Annotated in this window: 17 protein-coding genes; 12 read left to right on the top strand and 5 right to left on the bottom strand. The window is 49.6% G+C overall.

Annotation, left to right across the window (positions count from 1 at the left end):
* Positions 1 to 8: 8 nt before the first annotated feature.
* Genes dhaK through glpD form a run of 4 tightly spaced genes read right to left on the bottom strand, consistent with a single transcriptional unit; the run spans position 9 to position 5097 of the window.
* Complete coding sequence (dhaK, locus tag BLW97_RS14230) at positions 9 to 1010, bottom strand: dihydroxyacetone kinase subunit DhaK (RefSeq protein WP_075323496.1); 1002 nt, start codon at positions 1008 to 1010, stop codon at positions 9 to 11.
* A gap of 16 nt (positions 1011 to 1026) precedes the next feature.
* On the bottom strand, positions 1027 to 2007 hold the full coding sequence (locus BLW97_RS14225) for an MIP/aquaporin family protein (RefSeq protein ID WP_075323495.1): 981 nt from the start codon (positions 2005 to 2007) through the stop codon (positions 1027 to 1029).
* A gap of 21 nt (positions 2008 to 2028) precedes the next feature.
* Positions 2029 to 3528, bottom strand: a complete 1500-nt coding sequence (glpK, locus tag BLW97_RS14220) for a glycerol kinase GlpK (protein ID WP_075323690.1) — start codon at positions 3526 to 3528, stop codon at positions 2029 to 2031.
* 39 nt (positions 3529 to 3567) lie between these two features.
* Complete coding sequence (gene glpD, locus BLW97_RS14215) at positions 3568 to 5097, bottom strand: glycerol-3-phosphate dehydrogenase (RefSeq protein ID WP_075323494.1); 1530 nt, start codon at positions 5095 to 5097, stop codon at positions 3568 to 3570.
* A 240-nt stretch (positions 5098 to 5337) separates the two neighbouring features.
* On the opposite strand from glpD, the gene BLW97_RS14210 reads away from it, so the two are divergent.
* The 12 genes from BLW97_RS14210 to BLW97_RS14155 all read left to right on the top strand — a co-directional run bounded on the left by BLW97_RS14210 (position 5338) and on the right by BLW97_RS14155 (position 19465).
* A complete protein-coding gene (locus BLW97_RS14210) occupies positions 5338 to 6927 on the top strand; it encodes a MutS-related protein (RefSeq protein WP_075323493.1) in 1590 nt (529 codons plus the stop codon).
* The gene (locus BLW97_RS14205) at positions 6920 to 8422 is read left to right on the top strand and encodes a MutS-related protein (protein WP_075323492.1); all 1503 of its coding nucleotides are present in this window, start codon (positions 6920 to 6922) and stop codon (positions 8420 to 8422) included. Before BLW97_RS14210 ends, BLW97_RS14205 begins: the two co-directional genes overlap by 8 nt.
* 284 nt (positions 8423 to 8706) lie before the next feature.
* Positions 8707 to 9645: a ribokinase gene (locus BLW97_RS14200; protein ID WP_075323491.1), complete on the top strand. Its 939-nt coding sequence runs from the start codon at positions 8707 to 8709 to the stop codon at positions 9643 to 9645.
* Positions 9642 to 10559, top strand: a complete 918-nt coding sequence (locus tag BLW97_RS14195; RefSeq protein ID WP_010640986.1) for a substrate-binding domain-containing protein — start codon at positions 9642 to 9644, stop codon at positions 10557 to 10559. Before BLW97_RS14200 ends, BLW97_RS14195 begins: the two co-directional genes overlap by 4 nt.
* Entirely contained in the window at positions 10556 to 11341 is a 786-nt protein-coding gene (locus BLW97_RS14190; protein ID WP_075323490.1) for an ATP-binding cassette domain-containing protein, read from the top strand. Before BLW97_RS14195 ends, BLW97_RS14190 begins: the two co-directional genes overlap by 4 nt.
* Positions 11338 to 12297: an ABC transporter permease gene (locus tag BLW97_RS14185; protein ID WP_075323489.1), complete on the top strand. Its 960-nt coding sequence runs from the start codon at positions 11338 to 11340 to the stop codon at positions 12295 to 12297. Before BLW97_RS14190 ends, BLW97_RS14185 begins: the two co-directional genes overlap by 4 nt.
* Before the next feature lie 96 nt (positions 12298 to 12393).
* Positions 12394 to 13872, top strand: a complete 1479-nt coding sequence (locus BLW97_RS14180) for a hypothetical protein (RefSeq protein ID WP_226852404.1) — start codon at positions 12394 to 12396, stop codon at positions 13870 to 13872.
* 10 nt (positions 13873 to 13882) lie between these two features.
* Positions 13883 to 15169: an ABC transporter substrate-binding protein gene (locus BLW97_RS14175; RefSeq protein WP_158025176.1), complete on the top strand. Its 1287-nt coding sequence runs from the start codon at positions 13883 to 13885 to the stop codon at positions 15167 to 15169.
* Positions 15170 to 15244: 75 nt separating this feature from the next.
* A complete protein-coding gene (locus BLW97_RS14170) occupies positions 15245 to 16132 on the top strand; it encodes a carbohydrate ABC transporter permease (protein ID WP_065975432.1) in 888 nt (295 codons plus the stop codon).
* Complete coding sequence (locus tag BLW97_RS14165; RefSeq protein WP_024893134.1) at positions 16132 to 16998, top strand: carbohydrate ABC transporter permease; 867 nt, start codon at positions 16132 to 16134, stop codon at positions 16996 to 16998. Before BLW97_RS14170 ends, BLW97_RS14165 begins: the two co-directional genes overlap by 1 nt.
* Before the next feature lie 2 nt (positions 16999 to 17000).
* Positions 17001 to 18116 (top strand): ABC transporter ATP-binding protein, encoded by a 1116-nt coding sequence (locus BLW97_RS14160; protein WP_075323488.1) that lies wholly within the window; start codon positions 17001 to 17003, stop codon positions 18114 to 18116.
* Positions 18117 to 18235: 119 nt separating this feature from the next.
* Positions 18236 to 19465: a sugar porter family MFS transporter gene (locus BLW97_RS14155; protein ID WP_341465664.1), complete on the top strand. Its 1230-nt coding sequence runs from the start codon at positions 18236 to 18238 to the stop codon at positions 19463 to 19465.
* Positions 19466 to 20128: 663 nt separating this feature from the next.
* Here BLW97_RS14155 and BLW97_RS19155 read toward each other — a convergent pair.
* The coding region (locus BLW97_RS19155) for a transposase (RefSeq protein WP_143214908.1) at positions 20129 to 20263 on the bottom strand (135 nt) is incomplete at its 5' end.

Below are 20263 nucleotides of genomic sequence, written 5' to 3'. Positions count from 1 at the left end.
CTCCTGTTTTATAAACCCCAGCGCAGCGCCGGGCTGCGGACCGGGGCGTCCCAGTACTGACGCATGGTTTCGTCAAGACGCAACAGGGTGATGGAGATACCGGCCATATTTAGGCTGGTCATGTAGGAACCCACCAGGCGCCTGGACACTTTGAGGCCGTGTTTTTTTGCAACTGTTTCAGCGGCGCGATAAACAATATACTGTTCCAACAAAGGAGTAGCGCCGAGACCGTTGACAAATAACAGGATCTCATCGCCTTTTTTGAAAGGTAAGTCCTCGAGAATGGGTATCATCAGCATTTCCGTCAAAGTATCTGCAGATTGCAGTGGAATACGCTGCCGCCCGGGCTCCCCATGAATACCGATACCAAATTCAATTTCGTTTTCACCCAAGGTAAAGCTGGCTTGACCCGTTTCCGGGTTGGTACAGGGGCCTAACGCCAGACCCATGGAACGGGCAGAAGCATTGACTGAACTGCACAATGCGGCGATTTCATTCAGGCTGGCGCCGGCCTCGGCAGCGCCCCCACAGATTTTTTCGGCGAGCACCGTGGCCCCGACTCCGCGCCTTCCGGCTGTATATAAAGAGTCTTTGACGGCCACATCATCGTCGATGATGACGGTGCGCACCTCTATCCCATCGCTCTGCAGCAGTTCTGCAGCCATCTGAAAGTTCAGTACATCACCAGTGTAGTTTTTGACAATATGTAAAACGCCTTTGCCAGCATGTACAGCAGCAGAGGCTTCCTGAATCTGGTCAGGGGTTGGGCTGGTGAATACCGCGCCAGGACAGGCGGCATCGAGCATACCCAGACCCACAAAACCGCCATGCATGGGCTCATGTCCTGATCCACCCCCGGAAACCAGGGCGACCTTACCATTTTTGGGCGCATCGGCGCGTACAATGTAATGCGGGTTTTCATGGACACGGATCATGTCAGGATAAGCCAGGGCCATGCCCTGCAAAGCTTCCGTGACAACCTGATCCGGAGCATTGACCAATTGTTTCATGACACACCTCCCGGGTTTATTTGTCGGCACCATCAATTTGAGTTTTGACTTCATCCAGAGCTTTCTGCAGTTTTTCCAGCTTGAAGCCGAGGCCCTTCTGTTCAACACGGGGCTGACGTTCTTTCAGCAGCCTGGCACGCACGCAGAGGGTTCTGCTGATGCACCAATCGTAGAAATAGACAGCAATGGCGGCACCGATAAGCGGACCGACAATGGGAATCCACCAGTATCCATGGGGTCCAGGAAAAGCGTTGGGTCCCCAGCCCTGTAGCCAACAAAACAGACGAGGCCCAAAATCACGGGCGGGATTGATGGCATAGCCTGTACCTACACCAAATGACAGGCCGATAGCTGCGACGGCAAAGCCAATCATCAATGGCGCTAGGTTGGACCCTGGTCCCACGTTCATGTTGTCGATGATGGCAAAAACAAAAAGCACCAGGAAAAAAGTCGCGATGATCTGATCAAGCAGCATCAGACCGAGATGGCTTCCGTAATACGCGGCAGGAAACGTCGCAAATATGCTGAATGTGGTCAGGCCCCCAGGATCCGCTCGGGAGACGACATGGTTGGCCAAATTCCAGGCATTGATAGCCCGGAAATAATCGTAGTAGACAATAGCAGCCCCAGCAAAACAGCCCGCTACCTGAGCTATCCAGTAGGGTATGACTTTTCGCCAGGGGAAATTACCCTTGAGGGCAAATGCCAGGGTGACTGCCGGATTGATGTGCGCTCCGGAGACCCCGCCTGCCACATAAACGGCCATGGCCACGGCAAAAGCCCATCCCCAGACGATGACCATCCAGCCCCCTGCCCCCTGAAAAATAACCATGGTCCGGTGGGATTCCGTAAGACCGACTACGGCAACCGCCACACAGCCCGCTCCAAATGCCAGCAATACAAAACATCCCACAAATTCTGCCAGCATTTCTGACCAGACAGACTGGGCGCGCCACCCTGCCTTGACACCGAATTTTACAGAAGTATCTTCAGCCATTTTTAATCTCCTTCTCGGCTTTCAGTCCACCCAGGCAAAAGAACGGGAAACGGCCTTTTTCCAGGACTGATAATAACGGTCGCGATCAGCGTCGGGCATCTTCGGCTCCCAGGTCTTATCAATACCCCAGTTGGCGCGGAGATCTTCAATATTACTCCAGTAACCTACGGCCAACCCGGCGGCGTAGGCGGAGCCCAAGGCCGTGGTTTCGATCATTTTCGGGCGCAGGACAGGTACTTTCAGCATGTCGGACTGAAACTGCATGAGTAACTCATTCACTACCATGCCGCCATCCGTGCGCAGGCTGCTGAGAGGAATACCGCTGTCAATTTCCATGGCTTCAACCACGTCGCGCACCTGATAGGCCGTCGATTCCAGCGCTGCACGGGCAATATGGGCTTTATTGGCAAAGCGGGTCAGGCCGGCAATGACTCCTCGCGCATCATCTTTCCAGTAGGGGGCATACAGGCCCGAAAAAGCCGGAACCACATAAACATCGCCATTATCCGGTACGCTCCGCGCCAGTGGCTCAATCTGTCCGGCGACATCAAAAAAGTGGAGGTTATCCCGTAACCACTGCACCAGGGCCCCGGTAATGGCGATGGCGCCTTCCAGTGCGTAGCGGGGTTTTTCATCACCAAACTGATACGCCAGCGTAGTCAGAAGTCCGGCATTGGACTGTACCGGTTCGGTGCCGGTGTTCATGAGCAGAAAAGAGCCGGTACCGTAGGTATTTTTGGCTTCTCCCGGAGCGAAGCAGGTTTGTCCTACCAGCGCGGCCTGTTGATCGCCGAGCATTCCGGCAAGGGGCGTACCGCGCAGTGGTGCGGTCTTGATTTCTCCATAAGGCGCGGAAGATGGCACGATTTTGGGAAGGCAGGCTTCGGGAATATGGAATTGATCCAGAATATCCGGGTCCCAGGCACAAGTCTGCAAATCCATCAGCATGGTGCGGCTGGCATTACTCACATCCGTAACATGCACGCCGTCGTCAGGGCCTCCTGTGAGATTCCAGGCCATCCAGGTGTTGATGTTGCCGAAAAGCGCGTCACCCTTTTCGGCCTGACGTCGGGCTCCTTCCACATTTTCCAGAATCCACAGCAGTTTCAGGCCGGAAAAATAGGTGGCCAGTGGCAGTCCGGTCTTGCTGCGAAATCTTCCCTGGCCGCCATCCCGGGCAAAGCGTTGTACCAGTTGGTCAGTGCGGGTATCCATCCACACCAGAGCGTTACAAAGGGGTTTGCCGGTATGACGATCCCAGAGTACGGTGGTTTCCCGCTGATTGGTGATGCCTACCGCCGCAAGATCGCTGGCGCTGAGGTTTGCCCTGGCGAGGGCGGCCCCGATGACCTCGTTGCTGTTCGTCAGAATCTCCAGCGGATTATGCTCTACCCAGCCGGGTTTGGGATAAATTTGTTCATGTTCTTTTTGCGCTATGGAAACAATGTTGGCTTGTTTATCAAAAACAATAAAACGGGTACTGGTTGTCCCCTGATCAATGGCCCCTACATATTTTGACATTTTGATATCCTCCTCAAAAAAGATTGTCACAGTATGGTCTCAGGCTCCTCCTTGTCCGATTTTTGCGATGATTTCTGGTGATTGCAGGTATGCTTTGAGTTTCTCGTTGGTGTCAGCAGGCACATGCAGGGCCATTTTGGAGCGCCGCCACAAAATGTCCTCTGATTCCCGCGCCCACTCCTGGGTGACCAGATAATCTACTTCTGCCTGGGTCAGCTCTTCGCCAAAGTCTTCACCCAGATCCGTCATCTGACGGGCATCACCTAATATTTTCAAAGCTCTTGTGCCGTAGGCACGTGCCAGACGGTAAGCCAGGTGCGCCGACAAAAACGGGTACTGTTCAGAGAGCATACGGACGAATCCGGCAAAATCCCCGTTGCTGATATCGCCCCCGGGAAGAGGCGCTGTTGCTGTCCAACTGTGATCCTTGGGGTGCCCGAGAACGGGCTGAAGCAGGGACAGGGCGTGTTCGGCGAGGCGCCGATAAGTCGTAATTTTACCCCCGAAAACAGAAAGCAAAGGCGGAATATCATTGCCGCCTTCCATATCCAGCACATAGTCCCGGGTGACTGCGGAAGCATTGGCCGCATGGTCATCATAGAGAGGGCGTACCCCGGAATAACTGCGGACGACGTCGTCTGGATGGAGCGGGGTTCGGAAATAACGGGAAACACTTTCACATAGGTAAGCCGTTTCCTCCGGGGAGATGCTGACCTGGGCTGGATCGCCATCGTAGGGAATATCTGTGGTGCCAATCAAGGTGTATTCATACTCATAGGGAATGGCAAATACGATTCGCTTATCGGGATTTTGCAGGATAAAGGCGTAATCACCCTGGTAAATGCGAGGCACAATGATGTGACTTCCCTTGACCTTGCGGACGGTTTTATGGGTCTGAATGCCGAGCTCCTTGACCAGCACATCACCGACCCAAGGTCCGGCAGCATTGACCAAAGCCTTGGCGAAAACAGTGGTTTCCTTTCCGGTTCCTTGATCTTTCAGTTGCGCTTTCCACAGCTGCTTTTCCGGATGCGCAGCAAGCAGCCGCGTATGAGTCAGGATTTTTGCACCCCGTTCAGATGCATCCAAAGCATTGAGGGCAACCAGTCGGCTATCTTCCACCCAGCAATCTGCATAGGTGAACCCCTTGGCGAATTCGGACTTCAGAATTGCCGCTGCTGGATGTGGTCCGAAATGCACGGCTTTTGAACCGGGCAAACGAGAGCGTGGGGCGAGATGGTCGTAGAGCATAAGCCCCGCACGAATCCGCCAGGAAGAACGACCATCTGGGCTTTGGGGCAGAACAAACTCCAAAGGCCAGATAATATGGGGGGCAATGCCGAGAAGCCGTTCGCGTTCCATGAGGGCCTCACGGACGAGGCGAAATTCGTAGTATTCCAGATAACGCAAGCCACCATGTATTAGTTTGGTGCTGGCAGAGGATGTATGTGCGGCAAGATCATCTTGCTCAACTAGGAGCACGGAGAGTTTTCTACCGCTGGCATCGCGGGCAATTCCAACGCCATTGATTCCACCGCCTATAATCAGTAAGTCATAGGAATTAGACATCAAGCTCCTCCTGATAGTGATTATAACGCATAGAGTTTGAGAATTTGGGAAAATCGAAATAAGCAGATACAACCAATTTCTTTATAGATAGTTCATATGACGGGATAAATCAAGGTAAGTGCAGGACATAATGATGCCAAAAGTATTTTATGCTGAATGGCTTTATCGGGTAGATAGAAGCATACCATAAATGACACAAATATGAACAGAATATTACTTTAAGAAATAGGGGGTTATTAATTGAAAAGGCTGAGTTTACTCTTTGTTGATGCTGATCAGGAGCAGTTCGTAAAAATTGCCAAACCTGTTTATTTTCATGACCTTAATCTGGATAAGGTTATCAGTCATATTGTTGACGGCAGGGAAGAATATAAATTAAATCAATATTTTTATAATTTAAATAAAAATCTGGAACAAATCCAGTATCGTCAGGAAATTATGAAAGACTTCGAGGAGGAAAAGGTTTATAAAACTATATTATCATATTCTAAATATTTGGCAGATATTCGCAACACGTTAGATCGCATAGAGAATTTGTATTACCCACTGCAACAGCAACGTTGTTATCTGGAACTGGCGTTGCGGTATCAGAAAAATCTTGAAGACTTTCTGGAAGGCTTGAAATCAGTACAAGTAAAATCAGTAGGATTGAAAGAGCTAATCAATCAATTCATAGAAATTTTATGTACAAGTACATTTGTTGAGTTTAAAAATAAAACTGCGAATCTTTGCGAAAGTCTAAAAAAAATTAGATATTGTGTCGTCATTGTAGAAAATAAAGTATCTGTCCGCCACTGTGAGGAAGATAACTATGCTGGAGAGGTGGCCAAAAATTTATATTTATCGGATATTCCGCTTGATGATGATAATATAGTAGGCAATCAGACAGTTGATTTAAACCATGTTGAAGCACAGATATTGGAAGGGGTGGCTCAATTGTATCCAGAACCTTTTGCTCGACTGGATAGTTATTGTAAGCAGTATATGCGGCCACTTGTGGCGAGTGAAGTTGAATATCCATCTGACTCGCTGAGAGCCTCCCGGTATCCTTTTATGGATCATAATATCCTGATCTGGGAGCGAGAATTACAATTCTATCTGGCTTATCTGGAATATATCGCTCCCTTAAAACATCTGGGATTAGCGTTTTGCATTCCAAATATAGACATAAGCAATAAACAAGTGCGGGCCGAACAGACATTTGATCTGGCGCTGGCAACCAGACTTATGGAAGAAACCGGGCAGAAGGTTGTGGTTAATGATTTATCTCTTATCAATGACGAGCAAATTTTCGTGATCACTGGACCCAATCAAGGAGGAAAAACCACTTTTGCCAGAATGTTTGGTCAACTGCACCATTTGGCCGGGTTGGGATGTCCAGTGCCTGGTCTGAATACACAGCTTGATTTTTGCGATGCAATTTATACGCATTTTTCATATCGTGAGGATATTCGTGCTGGACATGGAAAGCTGGAAGAGGATTTAATCCGGATACATGATAACCTGAAAGAGGCTACTGCCTCCAGTATTTTTATAATGAATGAATTATTCGATTCGACAACCTATGATGATGCACTGTATTTAAGCGAACAAATAATCCGTAAATTGCTAGCAAAAAAAATAGTTACGGTGTGGGTAACATTTATTGATGCGCTGACTCTCATCAGTCCGCAGATTGTCAGTTTGATGAGCATGGTAGAGACTGAAGACCTCACTCGTAGAACATTCAAAATATGTCGAAAGCCCGCAGATGGCCTGGCCTATGCTTTGTCTCTTGCTGAAAAGTACGGTTTGACGTACAACAGATTGATGGAGAGAATTGATGAATAAAATCAGCTTGCTATATCCTGATAACAGGATATATGATTTTAATACTATTCCTGATCATTCAGAACAGTTGATTGCTGATTTGGAATTGTCCGTATTATTTTCTGTAATGGCCAATCAGGATGAAAAAATTCTTGAGGCTGTACGCAAGTTATTGCTTGGTCAACGTAGCAACGATAAGTCGGTTATCCTTTTTCGACAACAAATTCTCAAAGATTTCATGCGTCATCCGCTGTTGGTATCCGAGATTTATCAGCTCAGCCTTGACACCTTGGAAGCCTATCGGGATTCTTTGAGGTTCTGGTTATCTGCGAAATCCGCCAGCCGACGCTTGCGCACTAATGTGGAATTGATGGATATGCTGCTTGCGCAATTGGTCAAAATCCGCAATCTGAGTACTCAATATGCAGATGCCGAATCTACCGGTTTGCAGTTATTTTTTAAGTTTTTGCAAACAGATTTCAGTAACGAAGTATTGAATAAGCTTCGTTTACAGAATTCCGTATTACGTTTTAATCATGGTTTTTCTGTCAATGCAAGGTTAGATCATAATAATCGCAGTAGCGAATTTTTACTGAATAGAGAGCAGCCATCAACCAGTTGGCTACATAAGATTTTCTCATCAAATAGTTCTACAGAGGAGTATTCCTTTACCATTTCCCAGCGTGATGAAAGCGGTTTAACGGCATTGAGCGAATTTCGCGACGCGGCTTTGGAGTCGGTAGCGTTAATTATGGATGTTGCTGTTCAGCAGTTTCTCAATTTTTTTAGTCGATTGCGTGATGAGTCGGCTTTTTACCAAGCAGCTTTGAACTTGTGCGCGGCGCTGAAAAACAGGGGTTATGTTTTCTGCCTTCCAACACCGCTGAGCGGACAGAATCCCGTTTGTGTGGCCAGCAAACTTTATGATCCCTGCCTTGCCCTGTTACAGCAGGAGAAGCTGATTTTGAATGATCTCCAGGCTGAAAATAAGTCATTTATCCTCATAACAGGTGCCAATAGTGGCGGGAAAAGCACCTTTTTGCGAGCTTTGGGCGTCAATCAGTTACTGCTTCAGAGTGGATTTCCAGTAGCCGCTGAACAATTCACAGCGAGTCTTTGTGATGAGGTTTATACCCACTTCAAGCTGGAAGAGGATACGAATATGCGTAGTGGGAAATTTGATGAAGAGCTTCTCCGCATGGCTGCTCTGGTCCCTAAACTCAAAGCGACAGCTATGGTTTTGTTTAACGAGTCGTTTGCCGCAACCAATGAACGTGAGGGCTCCGAAATTGCCTGGCAGATTTGTAATGCTCTGCTGGAAAAGGGCATAAAGGTTGTTTTCGTTACACATTTATATACTTTTGCACGCAAGCTTTATGCGAAGAAAAGCCCTGAAGTACTTCCTTTACGAGTCGCCTCCAATGAGGAATCAAACAAAAAATTCAAGGTCTCCGAAGCCGAGCCGTTAAGCACGAGTTTCGCAAAAGAAATTTATCAAAAGGTTTTTGCTGATTAAAATATATAATGGTTTGGGTAATAATCTCTGAAAAATCCATTAAAACTATCCACTATTAGATAAAATTAAAATATGTTAATTGTCTTGATGCCTTTCTAACTTGCACTTCGTGAATTCTCAGACTATACCTACTGTCACAAAGCGTTAGATTCTGAAAAAATAGCCTGGGTTTTCATTTCGGGCTCGGGGGTGTAGGTGAAAATAATTTTTATAAAGAACAAACTTTTTCATTCTCTTATTGCGCAGTCGTTTAAACCTCGTGGCAATATTCAAGAGGTTGTGCAATGATTGTTGTCGGGAGCAGCAATATGGACATTGTCCTGCGCGTAGCCCGTGCCCCCGATGTTGGTGAAACAGTGCTTGGTACCGATTATGTGATGTATCCCGGTGGTAAAGGGGCTAATCAGGCGGTTGCGGCGCAAAGATCGGGTGCTTCGGTGTGCTTTGTGGCCTGTTTGGGTTGTGATGCCTATGGTGAATTCCTCCACGACAATCTAGTGCAAGAGAACCTTGAACTTACCGCGCTCGTCCGTTCAGATACACCTACCGGTCTGGCTTTTATTTTACTGGAAGAAAGCGGGCAAAATCGGATTACCATCATATCCGGTGCAAATGCTGCTCTGACTCCAGAACAGGTACTGCCTGCCATTCAGCAACGAGATATTCTTTTGATGCAACTGGAAGTTCCTTTGGAAGTTGTTAAGGCTAGCGCTCAGCAAATGCACAAGATGGGTGGTTTAGTCATCCTCAATGCTTCACCAGTGCAACAAAAAATGGAAGAAATTCTTTCTCTTGCGGACATTCTTCTGGTTAATGAATTGGAGGCGATGCAATTACTCGCCTTATCTGAGCCAGTTAACGCGCAAAACGCTATTGCCATGGTTGAGAAACTGGCATCAGGACGGCAGTCGGCAGTTATTACACTCGGTAAAGCTGGCGCTGCGTGGGCGATAAGGCAGGGGAAATCCGGTCTGGTTCCCGGGTTTAGCGTCGATGTCGTCGACACCACAGGCTGTGGAGATGCTTTTGCCGGTGCCTTCAGTGCTGCTATTGCCAGCGATCATTCTATGGAATCTGCCGTCATTTTTGCCAACGCCGCAGGTGCGTTGGCTGCAACCCGTGAAGGTGCACAAGCTTCGTTGCCGCTGCGCGCGACGATAGAAAGTTTTATTGCGCAGAATATTTCGACAAATTCCAATAATTACTTGAGGGCTTTACCATGAAAAACAAAACGACTTCGGTATTGATGGCTGCAATGGCTTTATCTTTGGGGTTTTCTGGCATGGCGAGTGCGCAGGATGCCGCCCCCCAGCATTATACTTTCGGTCTGATGTTGTCCGCCATGACCCCTTATTTTGCCACCATTAAAAGTGGTGCAGAAGCGGAAGCTAAGAAGCTTGGCGTACAATTACTGGTTGAAGATGGTAATAATAATTCAATTACACAAAGTAATCAAATAGATACATTAATCGCCCGCAAGGTGAATTTATTACTGATTAATCCCACCGACGCCAAAGCTTTGGTCCCTGCCGTTGAAAAAGCCAATGCCGCACATATTCCCGTCATTTATATTGATCGTAAGGCTGATGGTGGTCATGCCATTGCCTATTTTGCTTCGGATAACAAACAGGCGGGAGCACAAGCCTGTCAATATATTGCCAATAAACTCCATGGACAGGGTAATTTGTTCATGCTTCTGGGAATATCCGGAGCCTCTGCAACCAATGAGAGAACCGCCGGTTGTGAGTCGGTTCTGAAAAGTTACCCGCATATCAAGGTGGTGGCCAGACAATCAGGCGGGTTTAGTCGCGAAGGTGGGCTCACGGTTATGCGCGACGTCCTGATTGCCAACCCGAAACTCAACGCCGTGTATTCGGAAAATGGTGAAATGGCCATTGGCGCCATGCGTGCTGCAGCGGCAGCTGGTCGTTTAAAGGGACTTACCATCGCCATGATCGGCAGCGGCAGTGTCGGTGAAACGCAATTGGTAAAACAAGGGAAAATTGCCCTGAGTGTGGCGCAGCAACCGGCAGTCATGGGAGCCCTGGGCGTCCAGGCCGGTTACAGTTATCTATCTACGGGTACAGTTTTTGTTCCGGTACCTTTGCATATGGATCTTGCGCCGAGCCATTCATGAAATCTGCAGACAGGGTCAGTGAAAGAGCTGGCCAGGCACCTCTGCTGAGCTTGCGCGGCATTGGTAAACGCTTTGGAGCAGTCCAGGCTTTGCGGGACATTGATCTGGACATCTGGCCGGGAGAAGTCCTGGCCTTGCTGGGAGATAATGGTGCTGGCAAATCTACCCTGGTAAAAATCATTGCCGGTGCCCAGGCGCCGAGCGCGGGGACGATGCATTTTAATGATCAGACCGTGCGTCAGTTTGATCCCCGGTATGCCCGGGATCTGGGTATTGAAACCTTGTATCAGGACTTGGCAGTTGCTGAAAATCTGGACGTTGCCGCTAATATTTTTCTGGGCAGGGAGCGCAAAAGACGTCTGCTTGGTATTTTCCCCATCCTGGCGCGGCGGGAAATGCGTAAACAATCGGCGCTGGCACTCCAGAAACTTGCTATTGAACTGCCCCTGCGGCAACCGGTTGGAGAGCTTTCGGGGGGACAAAGACAGGCCGTAGCCATTGCCCGAGCCGCTTACTGGCAGGCGAAGCTGGTAATTATGGATGAACCCACTGCCGCCATCGGGGTTGGCGAGCACGCTGCCATCCTCCATTTGATTCAGACGTTGGCGGCTTCGGGTGTAGCGGTGATTCTGATCACCCACACCATGACCGACGTCTGGCAGGTGGCTTCGCGCATCACGGTACTTACACGCGGTGAAAAGGCGCTGGATGGGAAACCAGAAAGTCTGGATGAGAACACGGTCGTCAAAGCCATGCTGGTGGGTAAGGGGGTGGCTGCATGAACGCCCCGGAACTGAAGGCGCACGCCCTGCGCCAGTTTCTGATGGATCAGGGGGTTTTGTTGGCTTTTATTGCCCTGCTGATTTTCTTAGCGTTTGTCGCCCCCCATTTTGTTTCCACCAATAATTTTTTCAGCATCTTGACTGATGCGGCGCCATTGGTGCTGCTGGCATTAAGTGAGTTGATGGTGATGTTGGTCGCCGGAATTGATCTTTCTGTTGGCGCCGTGGCCGGGCTCACGGGTGCCCTCGCCGCAACCATGATGTTGCTGGGTTTTCCTTGGCCCCTGGCGCTGTTCCTGGCGCTTTTGGCGGCCACATTAGCGGGGCTTTTACAAGGCGTCATCATCAATTACCTGCACATTACGGACTTTATAGCCACACTGGCCGGACTTTCCATTTTTTCGAGCCTGACCCTGATTGTCACCAATGGGGAGCCCCTGAATATCAATGACAATGGTTTTAACGCCATTGGCGAAAGCCACATTCTGGGTATCCCTGATCAGGTCTGGATTGCGGGTTTGATGGTCATTGTGGTCGCGCTGTTTCTGGGTCTGAGCGCTTCTGGCGCTTATTTATACGCCATCGGTGGGAATCGTGTCGCCGCCTATCGTGCGGGAATTCGGGTACGCCGCCTGCGCAGTCTGGCCTATGCTTTTTCCGGATTTTCCGCAGGGCTTGCCGGTGTGATTTTCGCTGCCCAATTGGCCACTGCTGACCCCAATGCTGGTCGCGGCGACGAACTGCCAGCTATTGCGGCGGCAGTTATTGGCGGCGTCTATCTGTTTGGCGGCCGAGGCACCGTCTGGGGTGTACTGCTTGGCGCGCTGTTACTGAGCACTATTCTGGATGGTCTGGTTTTATTGAATATTTCACCCTTCTATACCGAGCTGGTGGAAGGTGTTGTCATTTTGCTGGCGGTCATGCTCGGTTATTTGAAGAAACGCAGTACGGTTTGATGAACCCCCGAAAGATCGGGAAAGAGAAAAAGGAGTGGTTATCGCAAATACACCCTGCATAAGGGCGCTATAAATACTGAAAATAAGGAGAGTGCCATGATTAAAAAATATAATTATAGTAATTATCCATCATTGTCTGGAAGGATTCCATCCAGACGCTTTCTGGCCTGCAGCCTGGCCGTTTCCTGTGCCATTGCCCTGGGCGCACCGGCATTGTCCCAGGCGGCCACCCCGACCAATTCGCTGATTCCTGCCAATTCCATTCTGGATAAGGCTATTGCTAACACTAAAATATCGGCCATGGTTGGCCTGCTTAACTTTAGCTACCTCAATCATGCCCATACTGGTCAGGATACGCATTCCCTGGCGTTGGGCGGGCATTTGTATGTGCATAGTCCGCAACTGGCAGGGTTCAGTCTGGGAGTCGGTGGAGACTTTGCCACCTGGACCGGTTTTTACCAACATGAAGACCCGGAGCTTACCGGTCCCTATCCCAGCCATGGCATAGCCATTGTTCGCCAGGCATATTTGCAGTATCACTACGGACCTTTTGTCATTCGTGGCGGCCGGCAATTTATAAATACTCCATATGCCAATTGGGATTATTACACCTACAACCCCCGGGCTTTTACGGGCGTCAGTGCGGTGGTGGACATTATTGGCCATCCCAAGGTTGGACAATGGTCCGGTAATAGTCCAATGGCTCTGGGTGGGTCGCCAGCAACCCTGAGCTTCATGGCTGCGCGCATGTACAGTTATGCCAGTCGTTACAGTGCCACTTTTACCACGGGGAATCGCTACACCAGCGCCCATACCAATGGTTTTTATGTGCTCGGTGCCCGCTATCAAACCCCGTTTTTGGGTAGTCATGTTGATTTGCAGGCCTGGTATTACGACTTTTATGGGTTTGCGAACATGTTTTACGGACAGGCCGGTATCAGTCATCCGCTTACCAAAAATGTTTCCCTGTTCGGAAATTTTCAGGTGGTTTCTGAAGGAAACTCTGGAGCCGGTACGAGTTATCTGAATGCCCTAAATGCCGACTCGGTAGATGCCCAGGTTTATGGGGGGCGTATTGGTATAAAATTTGGCAGCAATCACGATGATAATGTTGCCTTGGTGGCAAGCTATAGTCCTGTAAATTATAACTCCTTTCGTCATGGTGGCATGATTCACCCCTACAACGATCTCAGCGGTACCAGTTATACCACCACCATGCAAACGGGCATTTCCGATTTTGGACCGGGATATGCTTACGGAATTGCCTCCAACTTTGGTTTTTTAGCCAACAAACTCAAATTGAATGCCAGTTTCATTCGTTATCTTGTCCGTTATGGATTTGGTGGCAGTGTTTATACTTATAACGGCGATTACGGTTTTCCAACGGGAACAGCCATTCCCGATCAGCATCTCTGGTCCATGGATGTCGGTTTATCCTATGATCTGTCCAGCATCCTTAAAGGTCTTTATGTGGCCGATTATACGGATATTTCCATGGCGCAAAATGAGGCGGGTTATCCACATTATCAAAACCCGTATTTCAGCAACCGCTTTTACTTCAAATATCGTTTTTGAGGAGAATAAAATGAAATCTATGCATAAAAAAATGCTTGCCGTATGTGTAGGGCTGGCTCTGGGTAGTGGTTTGTCGGGAACGGCGATGGCGGCTTCGGCCCCCAGCCTGAGTGTGATCAACTGGTGGACAGCAGGATCGGAAGCCAAGGCTATGCATGTTCTGGTCGAAATGATGAAGGCCAAAGGGGTGGATATTCAGAATGACGCCATCGCTGGTGGCGGTGGCGCCCAGGCCCGCACCATTTTAAAAACGCGTCTTATGGAAGGGCAGATTCCGGGTGCCGCGCAAATCAAAGGGGTGGAAATCCAGCAATGGGGACATACGGGTCTCTTGGCCAATATTGACGCTGCCGCTCAAGCTGAAGACTGGAATAAAAATGTCCCAGCAGTCATCAATGATTACATGAAGTACAAGGGCAATTATGTGGCGGCTCCCATGGATCTGCATCGTCTGAACTGGCTTTGGTACAATCGGGCCATTCTCAAAAAGTCCGGAATTGCCACCGCTCCGCAAACCTGGCCAGAACTCATGGCGGATCTTGCCAAGGTCAAGGCTGCAGGTTTCACGCCTATGGCTGGTGGCGGTAATGGCTGGATGATTGCCACTGAATTTGACCCGATTGCTTTGGAAACGGGTGGACCGACCTGGTACAAGGATGTTTTTGTCAAGCTGGATCCCAAGGCTATTGACAGTCCAACCATGGTCAAGGCGTTGGAACGCTTGCGCGCCATTGAAGCCTATACCCCCAAATCCCTGGCGGGCCGCACCTGGAATTTTGATACGGCTTTAGTCGCCCACGGAAAAGCCGCATTTCAGATCATGGGCGATTGGGCCAATGGCCAGTTTGAATTCCTCCATGTGACTCCGGGTGGTCCACAAGTGGGTTGCGTGGCCTTTCCCGGTACGGCCAAGGAATTCATCTACAACGTCGATAGCTTTATTTTCTTCCGGCAGAATACTCCCGAGAAGCGGGCGGCGGAAATCAAGCTGGCAGAAACCATGGTCAGCCCGAAATTCCAGTTGCTGTTCAATAAGTACAAGGGCTCCATCCCGGATTTGATGAATGTTTCCCTGAATGGTTACAATGCCTGCCAGAAAAAATCCCGGGCACAGTTTCTGGTTGCCCGTAAGGATAATGGTTTGGTGCCCAGCTTTTCCCAGAATATGTCCACCTATGGTCCGCCCACCGGTGCATTTATTGACTCCCTGGATAAATTCTACACTTCCAACGAAAGCCCGCAGGCTGCGGCTGCAGCCATGGCCAAACGGGTAGAAGTGGCCAAGAGTCAGGATTAATACTTAGGTATTGCCCGGCCATGCCTGTACAGGCCGGGCTTGTTCCATTGATGTATGCTGCAGAAGGATCCTCACATGCCATTCACCAAGGCAGAGTTCAGTGGACGCGATCGGTTGATGGCAAAAATAGTGCTTTCGCCGACTATTTTGGCTGCTACCTTTTTTATCTATGGTTTTATTTTATGGACGATATGGTTGTCCTTGACGCGCTCAACCATTTTGCCCAGTAATCATTTTGTCGGACTGGCCAATTATTATGATCTTTTCGGGAGCTCACGCTGGTGGCGCTCATTAAGCAACCTCGGAATTTTTGGCGGTCTGTATGTTCTGATTTCCCTGTCTCTCGGTCTTGGTCTGGCTATTCTTCTGGACCAGCGTATCAAGGGCGAAAGGCTTTATCAGGTGGTTTTTCTTTATCCCATGGCGCTTTCCGCTGTGGTTACCGGCGTAGCCTGGCGCTGGCTGCTGGACCCCGGTTTTGGCTTACAGGCCATTGTCCGTTCAATGGGGTTCCCGCATTTTGCCTTTGCCTGGATAGATGATCCAGACATGGCCATATATACGGTAGTCATTGCGGCAGTGTGGCAGACGACTGGCTTTATGATGGCGATTTTTCTGGCGGGATTGCGTGGCGTCAGTTCGGATATCGTCAAAGCGGCACAGATTGATGGTGCCAGTAATGCGCGTATTTATCTGCGCGTAATTCTGCCCAGTCTTGCGCCCACTTTTTTTGTGGCGTTGGTGTTATCTGTCGGATTAGCGATCAAAAGCTTCGGTTTAATTATTGCCCTGACGGGCGGTGGGCCCGGATACAGCACCAATGTGCCGTCCATTTTTATGTACGTTTTCTCATTTCAACGCGGTGAAATGGGTGTGGGCGCAGCCAGTGCCCTCATGATGCTGGTCATCATGATGATTTTTGCCTTGCCTTTCCTGTATCTCGACTCAAGGAGGCAGGCCTGATGCGTACTTCATCCGTTTTAAGCCCGAGAAGATGGGTTATTTATAGCCTTTTATCTCTGGCCGCGCTGTTTTTCCTATTGCCCTTTTACGTCATGTTGGTGACTGCCTTCAAGACCATGCCGGAAATTTACTCAACCGGTATTCTTGCTTTACCCAGCAGCCTCAACTGGTATGCTTGGGTGCATGCCTGGAGTGCCGCCACAATTGGTGCGGCCAGTTCAGGGATTCATGGTTACTTTCTGAACTCTTTTATTTTGGTGATTCCCGCTGTAGTCATTTCTACGGCGATTGGTGCCTTTAATGGTTATGTACTGACGCATTGGCGTTTTCGTGGTTCCAATGTGTTTTTTTACATGTTGTTACTCGGCACCATTATTCCCTTCCAGATAGTGCTGTTACCCATGGCCTGGGTAGAAGGTCGTCTGGGCATCGCCGGCACCTTGGTTCCGGGTCTGATGTTGGTGCATGTGATTTATGGTCTGGCATTTACGACTTTGTTTTTTCGGAATTATTACGTCGGCATTCCGCATGATCTGGTGAAGGCGGCACGCGTGGATGGTGCCGGATTTTTCAGTATTTTCTTTCGGATCATGTTGCCGGTCAGTACGCCGATCATCATGGTAACGGCGATCTGGCAGTTCACCATGATCTGGAACAATTTCCTTTTTGGGGTGGTATTTACTCAGGGAGGACAACAGCCGGTCACTGTGGCTATCAATGACCTGGTCGATACGGTCACCAGCGTTCATATGTGGAATGTCGATATGGCGGCTGCCATTTTTGCGGCATTACCCACCCTGTTGGTGTATTTGATTGCCGGTAAATATTTTGTACGTGGATTAACGGCTGGCGCCGTAAAGGGATAAGAATGGGACGCCTGATACTCAAGGATATTCATAAAAAATTCGGTAAGGATGAAGTACTTCACGGCATTAATATAGAAACCGAGGAAAATCAGTTTCTGATTCTGGTTGGACCTTCGGGCTGTGGAAAAACGACCTTGCTGAACATTATCGCTGGCCTTGAGCAGGAAAGTGCTGGCGATATTCTCATTAACGATCGGCGGGTGAACGATCTCAGCCCTAAAAATCGGGATATTGCCATGGTCTTTCAGTCCTACGCCTTATATCCATCCATGTCAGTCCGCGACAATATTCTTTTCGGACTGGTTAACCGCCATGTTCCCAAGAGTGAACGCGAGCAGATTTTGCAGGATGTGGCGCACATGCTGCAGTTGGACCACCTTCTGGATCGTCGCCCACGGCAGCTTTCAGGAGGGCAGCAGCAGCGCGTGGCCATTGGCCGGGCCATCGCCCGGCGCCCTGCACTATTTTTGTTTGATGAACCACTGTCCAATCTGGATGCCAAGCTGCGCGTAGAGATGCGTACAGAAATCAAACGGTTGCATCAGCAACTAAAAACCACCATGGTTTACGTGACCCATGATCAAATTGAGGCCATGACCATGGGCGATCTCATTGCCGTGATGAGTGATGGAATTATACAGCAGCTGGGCACCCCCGATGCCATTTACAATGATCCTGCCAATCGTTTTGTTGCCGGGTTCATGGGTTCTCCTTCCATGAACTTTATTCCAGTTACCGTCTGTCAGGGTGACGGCACCGTCTGGCTGGAACTGCGGGGAGAAGGACAGAGCGTCTCGCGTTTGCCGCTTCCACCAGTTCTGCAGTCAGGTCTGAAAAGTGCTGTAGATCGCCAAGTGATTCTGGGTATTCGCCCGGAGCAAATCACCGATCCGGGAAGTGCGCGCGAAGGGAGTGCCTTACACACCATGGAGCTTATGGTGGAAATGACAGAACCTACGGGTGCTGACACCCTGGTATTTACCCGGCTTAACAAAACCCCGATAGTAGCCCGTGCACACCCCTCCACGAAGCTGGTGCAGGGTACCAATACGCCCCTTTCCTTCCATATGGAGCGTGCCGTATTCTTCGATCCGGATGACGGGCGACGCTTGGCGTAAATAAAATTCATAAAAATTGGGGGATGGCATGCTGCAGCCCGAACAGTCTGTAAAATCTCGGGATTGGCGATTTGTGCTGATTGCCGTGATAGCTGGTCTGGGTGGTCTCCTGTTTGGTTATGGAACCGGGGTGGTGGCGGGGGTTTTGCTCTTTCTGGCGCATGACTTCCAGCTCAATGGCAGCATGCAGGGATTGTTCGTGGCGGTGGCCTTGGCTGGTGCCGCGTTGGGCGCAGCTATTTCCGGGTTGCTGGCAGACCGATGGGGACGGCGCCGGATTGGCCAACAGTGTGGCACTCCTTTTTCTGGGGCGCGCTTTTCTGGGACTGGCTATTGGGATTGCTTCAACCGTGACTCCGCTTTACCTGGCCGAAATTACCACGCCAGAGCGGCGCGGGGCCATTGTCACCATTAATCAGCTTTACATCAGCATCGGGATTTTCATTTCCTATGGGGTAGATCTTCTGTTTAGCGACTTTGGCAGTGGCTGGCGCTGGATGCTGGGCTTAGGAGCCCTGCCCGCGCTTATTCTTTTTGTGGGAATGTGGATATTGCCGGAGAGTCCGCGCTGGCTCATCAGGCAAGGGCTCATCGATCGGGCTAAATCCGCTTTGCAGTATTTGCGCAGTACGGCGCTGGTGGCAGAAGAGCTGGAGTCCTTACAGCAGGGCAATGCGAACACCGAGCCTATGGCTTTGCGTAGCCTGTTCAATAACTGGAAACTGCGGCGCCTGATGGTCATCGCTGTGGGCCTGGCCGTTTTTCAGCAGATCACCGGTATCAATATCGTTTTGTACTATGCGCCGAAGATTTTACAGGAGACTGGCTTGTCTTCTCCTTTCATGGCCATTCTGGCGACGGGCGGCATCGGCTTGGTGAATGTCCTGGCAACCATTATTTCCATGCGCTTTTTGGATAGTCTGGGACGTCGTAAATTGTTGTTATGGGGATTGTGGGGGATGCTGATCAGCTTGCTGGCCCTCTCGCTGGAGTTTTTAACCAATTTGCAGGGAGCCTTGGGGGCTGCGCTCATCGTTGTGACGTCGGCAGTGTTTGTCGCTTTTTTCGCGATGAGTTTAGGGCCGATATTCTGGTTGTTGATTTCTGAAATTTTCCCGCTGGCTATTCGTGGTCGCGCCATGAGTCTGGCCACGGTGATCAACTGGCTGTCTAACATGCTGGTGGCCGGAGTTTTTCTGGATCTCGTTGGCGCTATTGGCCGTGGTGCGACATTTCTGATTTACGCCCTCATGACTTTTTTGGCCATACTATTCACGCTGAAGCTGGTGCCAGAAACCAAAGGCTTGAGTCTCGAAGAAATAGAGCGACAATTTATTAGTATTCCTTAATAAATGAATATGGATTATTTGTTGTGTTCTTTTAAGCACAATTCCTTGTGCTATTTTGTCCGCATCAGCTGATCCTCTTCACCAATAAGCTTGGATTTCATGGTGGCACGAACCTTGCTGCCATTTTTTGTAAGGCGAAGGTCAGCGGTATTCCCGAGTTGTTGGTCGTCGCTTATTTCATAATATAAAAATTCAGCCAAAACATTGCGAGGTGATGAACATGTATCACGGCCATAAAATTTCCAGAAACACGCTTATTGTCGCAGCAGCCATGCTTGGTTTATCACCGTTAGCCCATGCCGCCAACTGGTTTGAATTGCAGGGGATATCTCCTGCCAAAGCCCCGATATTTGGTGTTTCTGGGTTTATTGAGCCCAGTCTTTATGCGCAACCCGGTAATGAAGACAGCCTTGAAAATAACCAGATCCCGCACATTGATCTTATAGCGCCCGGATTTTCGCAAAGCACTACCGCTAATATTCTGCGAGCACGAATCATGTTGCGCGGAAACCTGAACAAGCATATTTCCTATTTTTTTGGTGGGGAGTTTGGTGATAATGGTTTCACGCATGTGCGTGGCGGTTATCAACCTGGTCTTATTGATGGGCATTTTACCTTCAGTTATATTCCAGGGGCCAGAATTGAAGCGGGTTCCTCGTCATTTCAAGTGGGTAGCCTGAGATCCAGCTTGCCCAGGATCAGGTAGGCCATGTTGATAAAGTTCTTGTGCGTGCGGTAACCCCGAGCCTTGGCCTTGGCGGATTGAATGAGGCTGTTGAAACCTTCCAGAATTCCATT

The sequence above is a fragment of the Acidithiobacillus albertensis genome (assembly GCF_001931655.1).
Taxonomy (GTDB): Bacteria; Pseudomonadota; Gammaproteobacteria; order Acidithiobacillales; family Acidithiobacillaceae; genus Acidithiobacillus; species Acidithiobacillus thiooxidans.
Note: the sequence above shows the minus strand (reverse complement) of the source record. Positions and strands in the feature narration are given on the sequence as shown.

Bases quoted from the DNA above. Each gene is read 5' to 3' on its own strand.
- dhaK (WP_075323496.1), bottom strand. From the start codon at position 1,010: ATGAAACAATTGGTCAATGCTCCGGATCAGGTTGTCACGGAAGCTTTG.
- BLW97_RS14225 (WP_075323495.1), bottom strand. From the start codon at position 2,007: ATGGCTGAAGATACTTCTGTAAAATTCGGTGTCAAGGCAGGGTGGCGC.
- glpK (WP_075323690.1), bottom strand. From the start codon at position 3,528: ATGTCAAAATATGTAGGGGCCATTGATCAGGGGACAACCAGTACCCGT.
- glpD (WP_075323494.1), bottom strand. From the start codon at position 5,097: ATGTCTAATTCCTATGACTTACTGATTATAGGCGGTGGAATCAATGGC.
- BLW97_RS14205 (WP_075323492.1), top strand. From the start codon at position 6,920: ATGAATAAAATCAGCTTGCTATATCCTGATAACAGGATATATGATTTT.
- BLW97_RS14200 (WP_075323491.1), top strand. From the start codon at position 8,707: ATGATTGTTGTCGGGAGCAGCAATATGGACATTGTCCTGCGCGTAGCC.
- BLW97_RS14195 (WP_010640986.1), top strand. From the start codon at position 9,642: ATGAAAAACAAAACGACTTCGGTATTGATGGCTGCAATGGCTTTATCT.
- BLW97_RS14190 (WP_075323490.1), top strand. From the start codon at position 10,556: ATGAAATCTGCAGACAGGGTCAGTGAAAGAGCTGGCCAGGCACCTCTG.
- BLW97_RS14185 (WP_075323489.1), top strand. From the start codon at position 11,338: ATGAACGCCCCGGAACTGAAGGCGCACGCCCTGCGCCAGTTTCTGATG.
- BLW97_RS14180 (WP_226852404.1), top strand. From the start codon at position 12,394: ATGATTAAAAAATATAATTATAGTAATTATCCATCATTGTCTGGAAGG.
- BLW97_RS14175 (WP_158025176.1), top strand. From the start codon at position 13,883: ATGAAATCTATGCATAAAAAAATGCTTGCCGTATGTGTAGGGCTGGCT.
- BLW97_RS14170 (WP_065975432.1), top strand. From the start codon at position 15,245: ATGCCATTCACCAAGGCAGAGTTCAGTGGACGCGATCGGTTGATGGCA.
- BLW97_RS14165 (WP_024893134.1), top strand. From the start codon at position 16,132: ATGCGTACTTCATCCGTTTTAAGCCCGAGAAGATGGGTTATTTATAGC.
- BLW97_RS14160 (WP_075323488.1), top strand. From the start codon at position 17,001: ATGGGACGCCTGATACTCAAGGATATTCATAAAAAATTCGGTAAGGAT.
- BLW97_RS14155 (WP_341465664.1), top strand. From the start codon at position 18,236: ATGGAACCGGGGTGGTGGCGGGGGTTTTGCTCTTTCTGGCGCATGACT.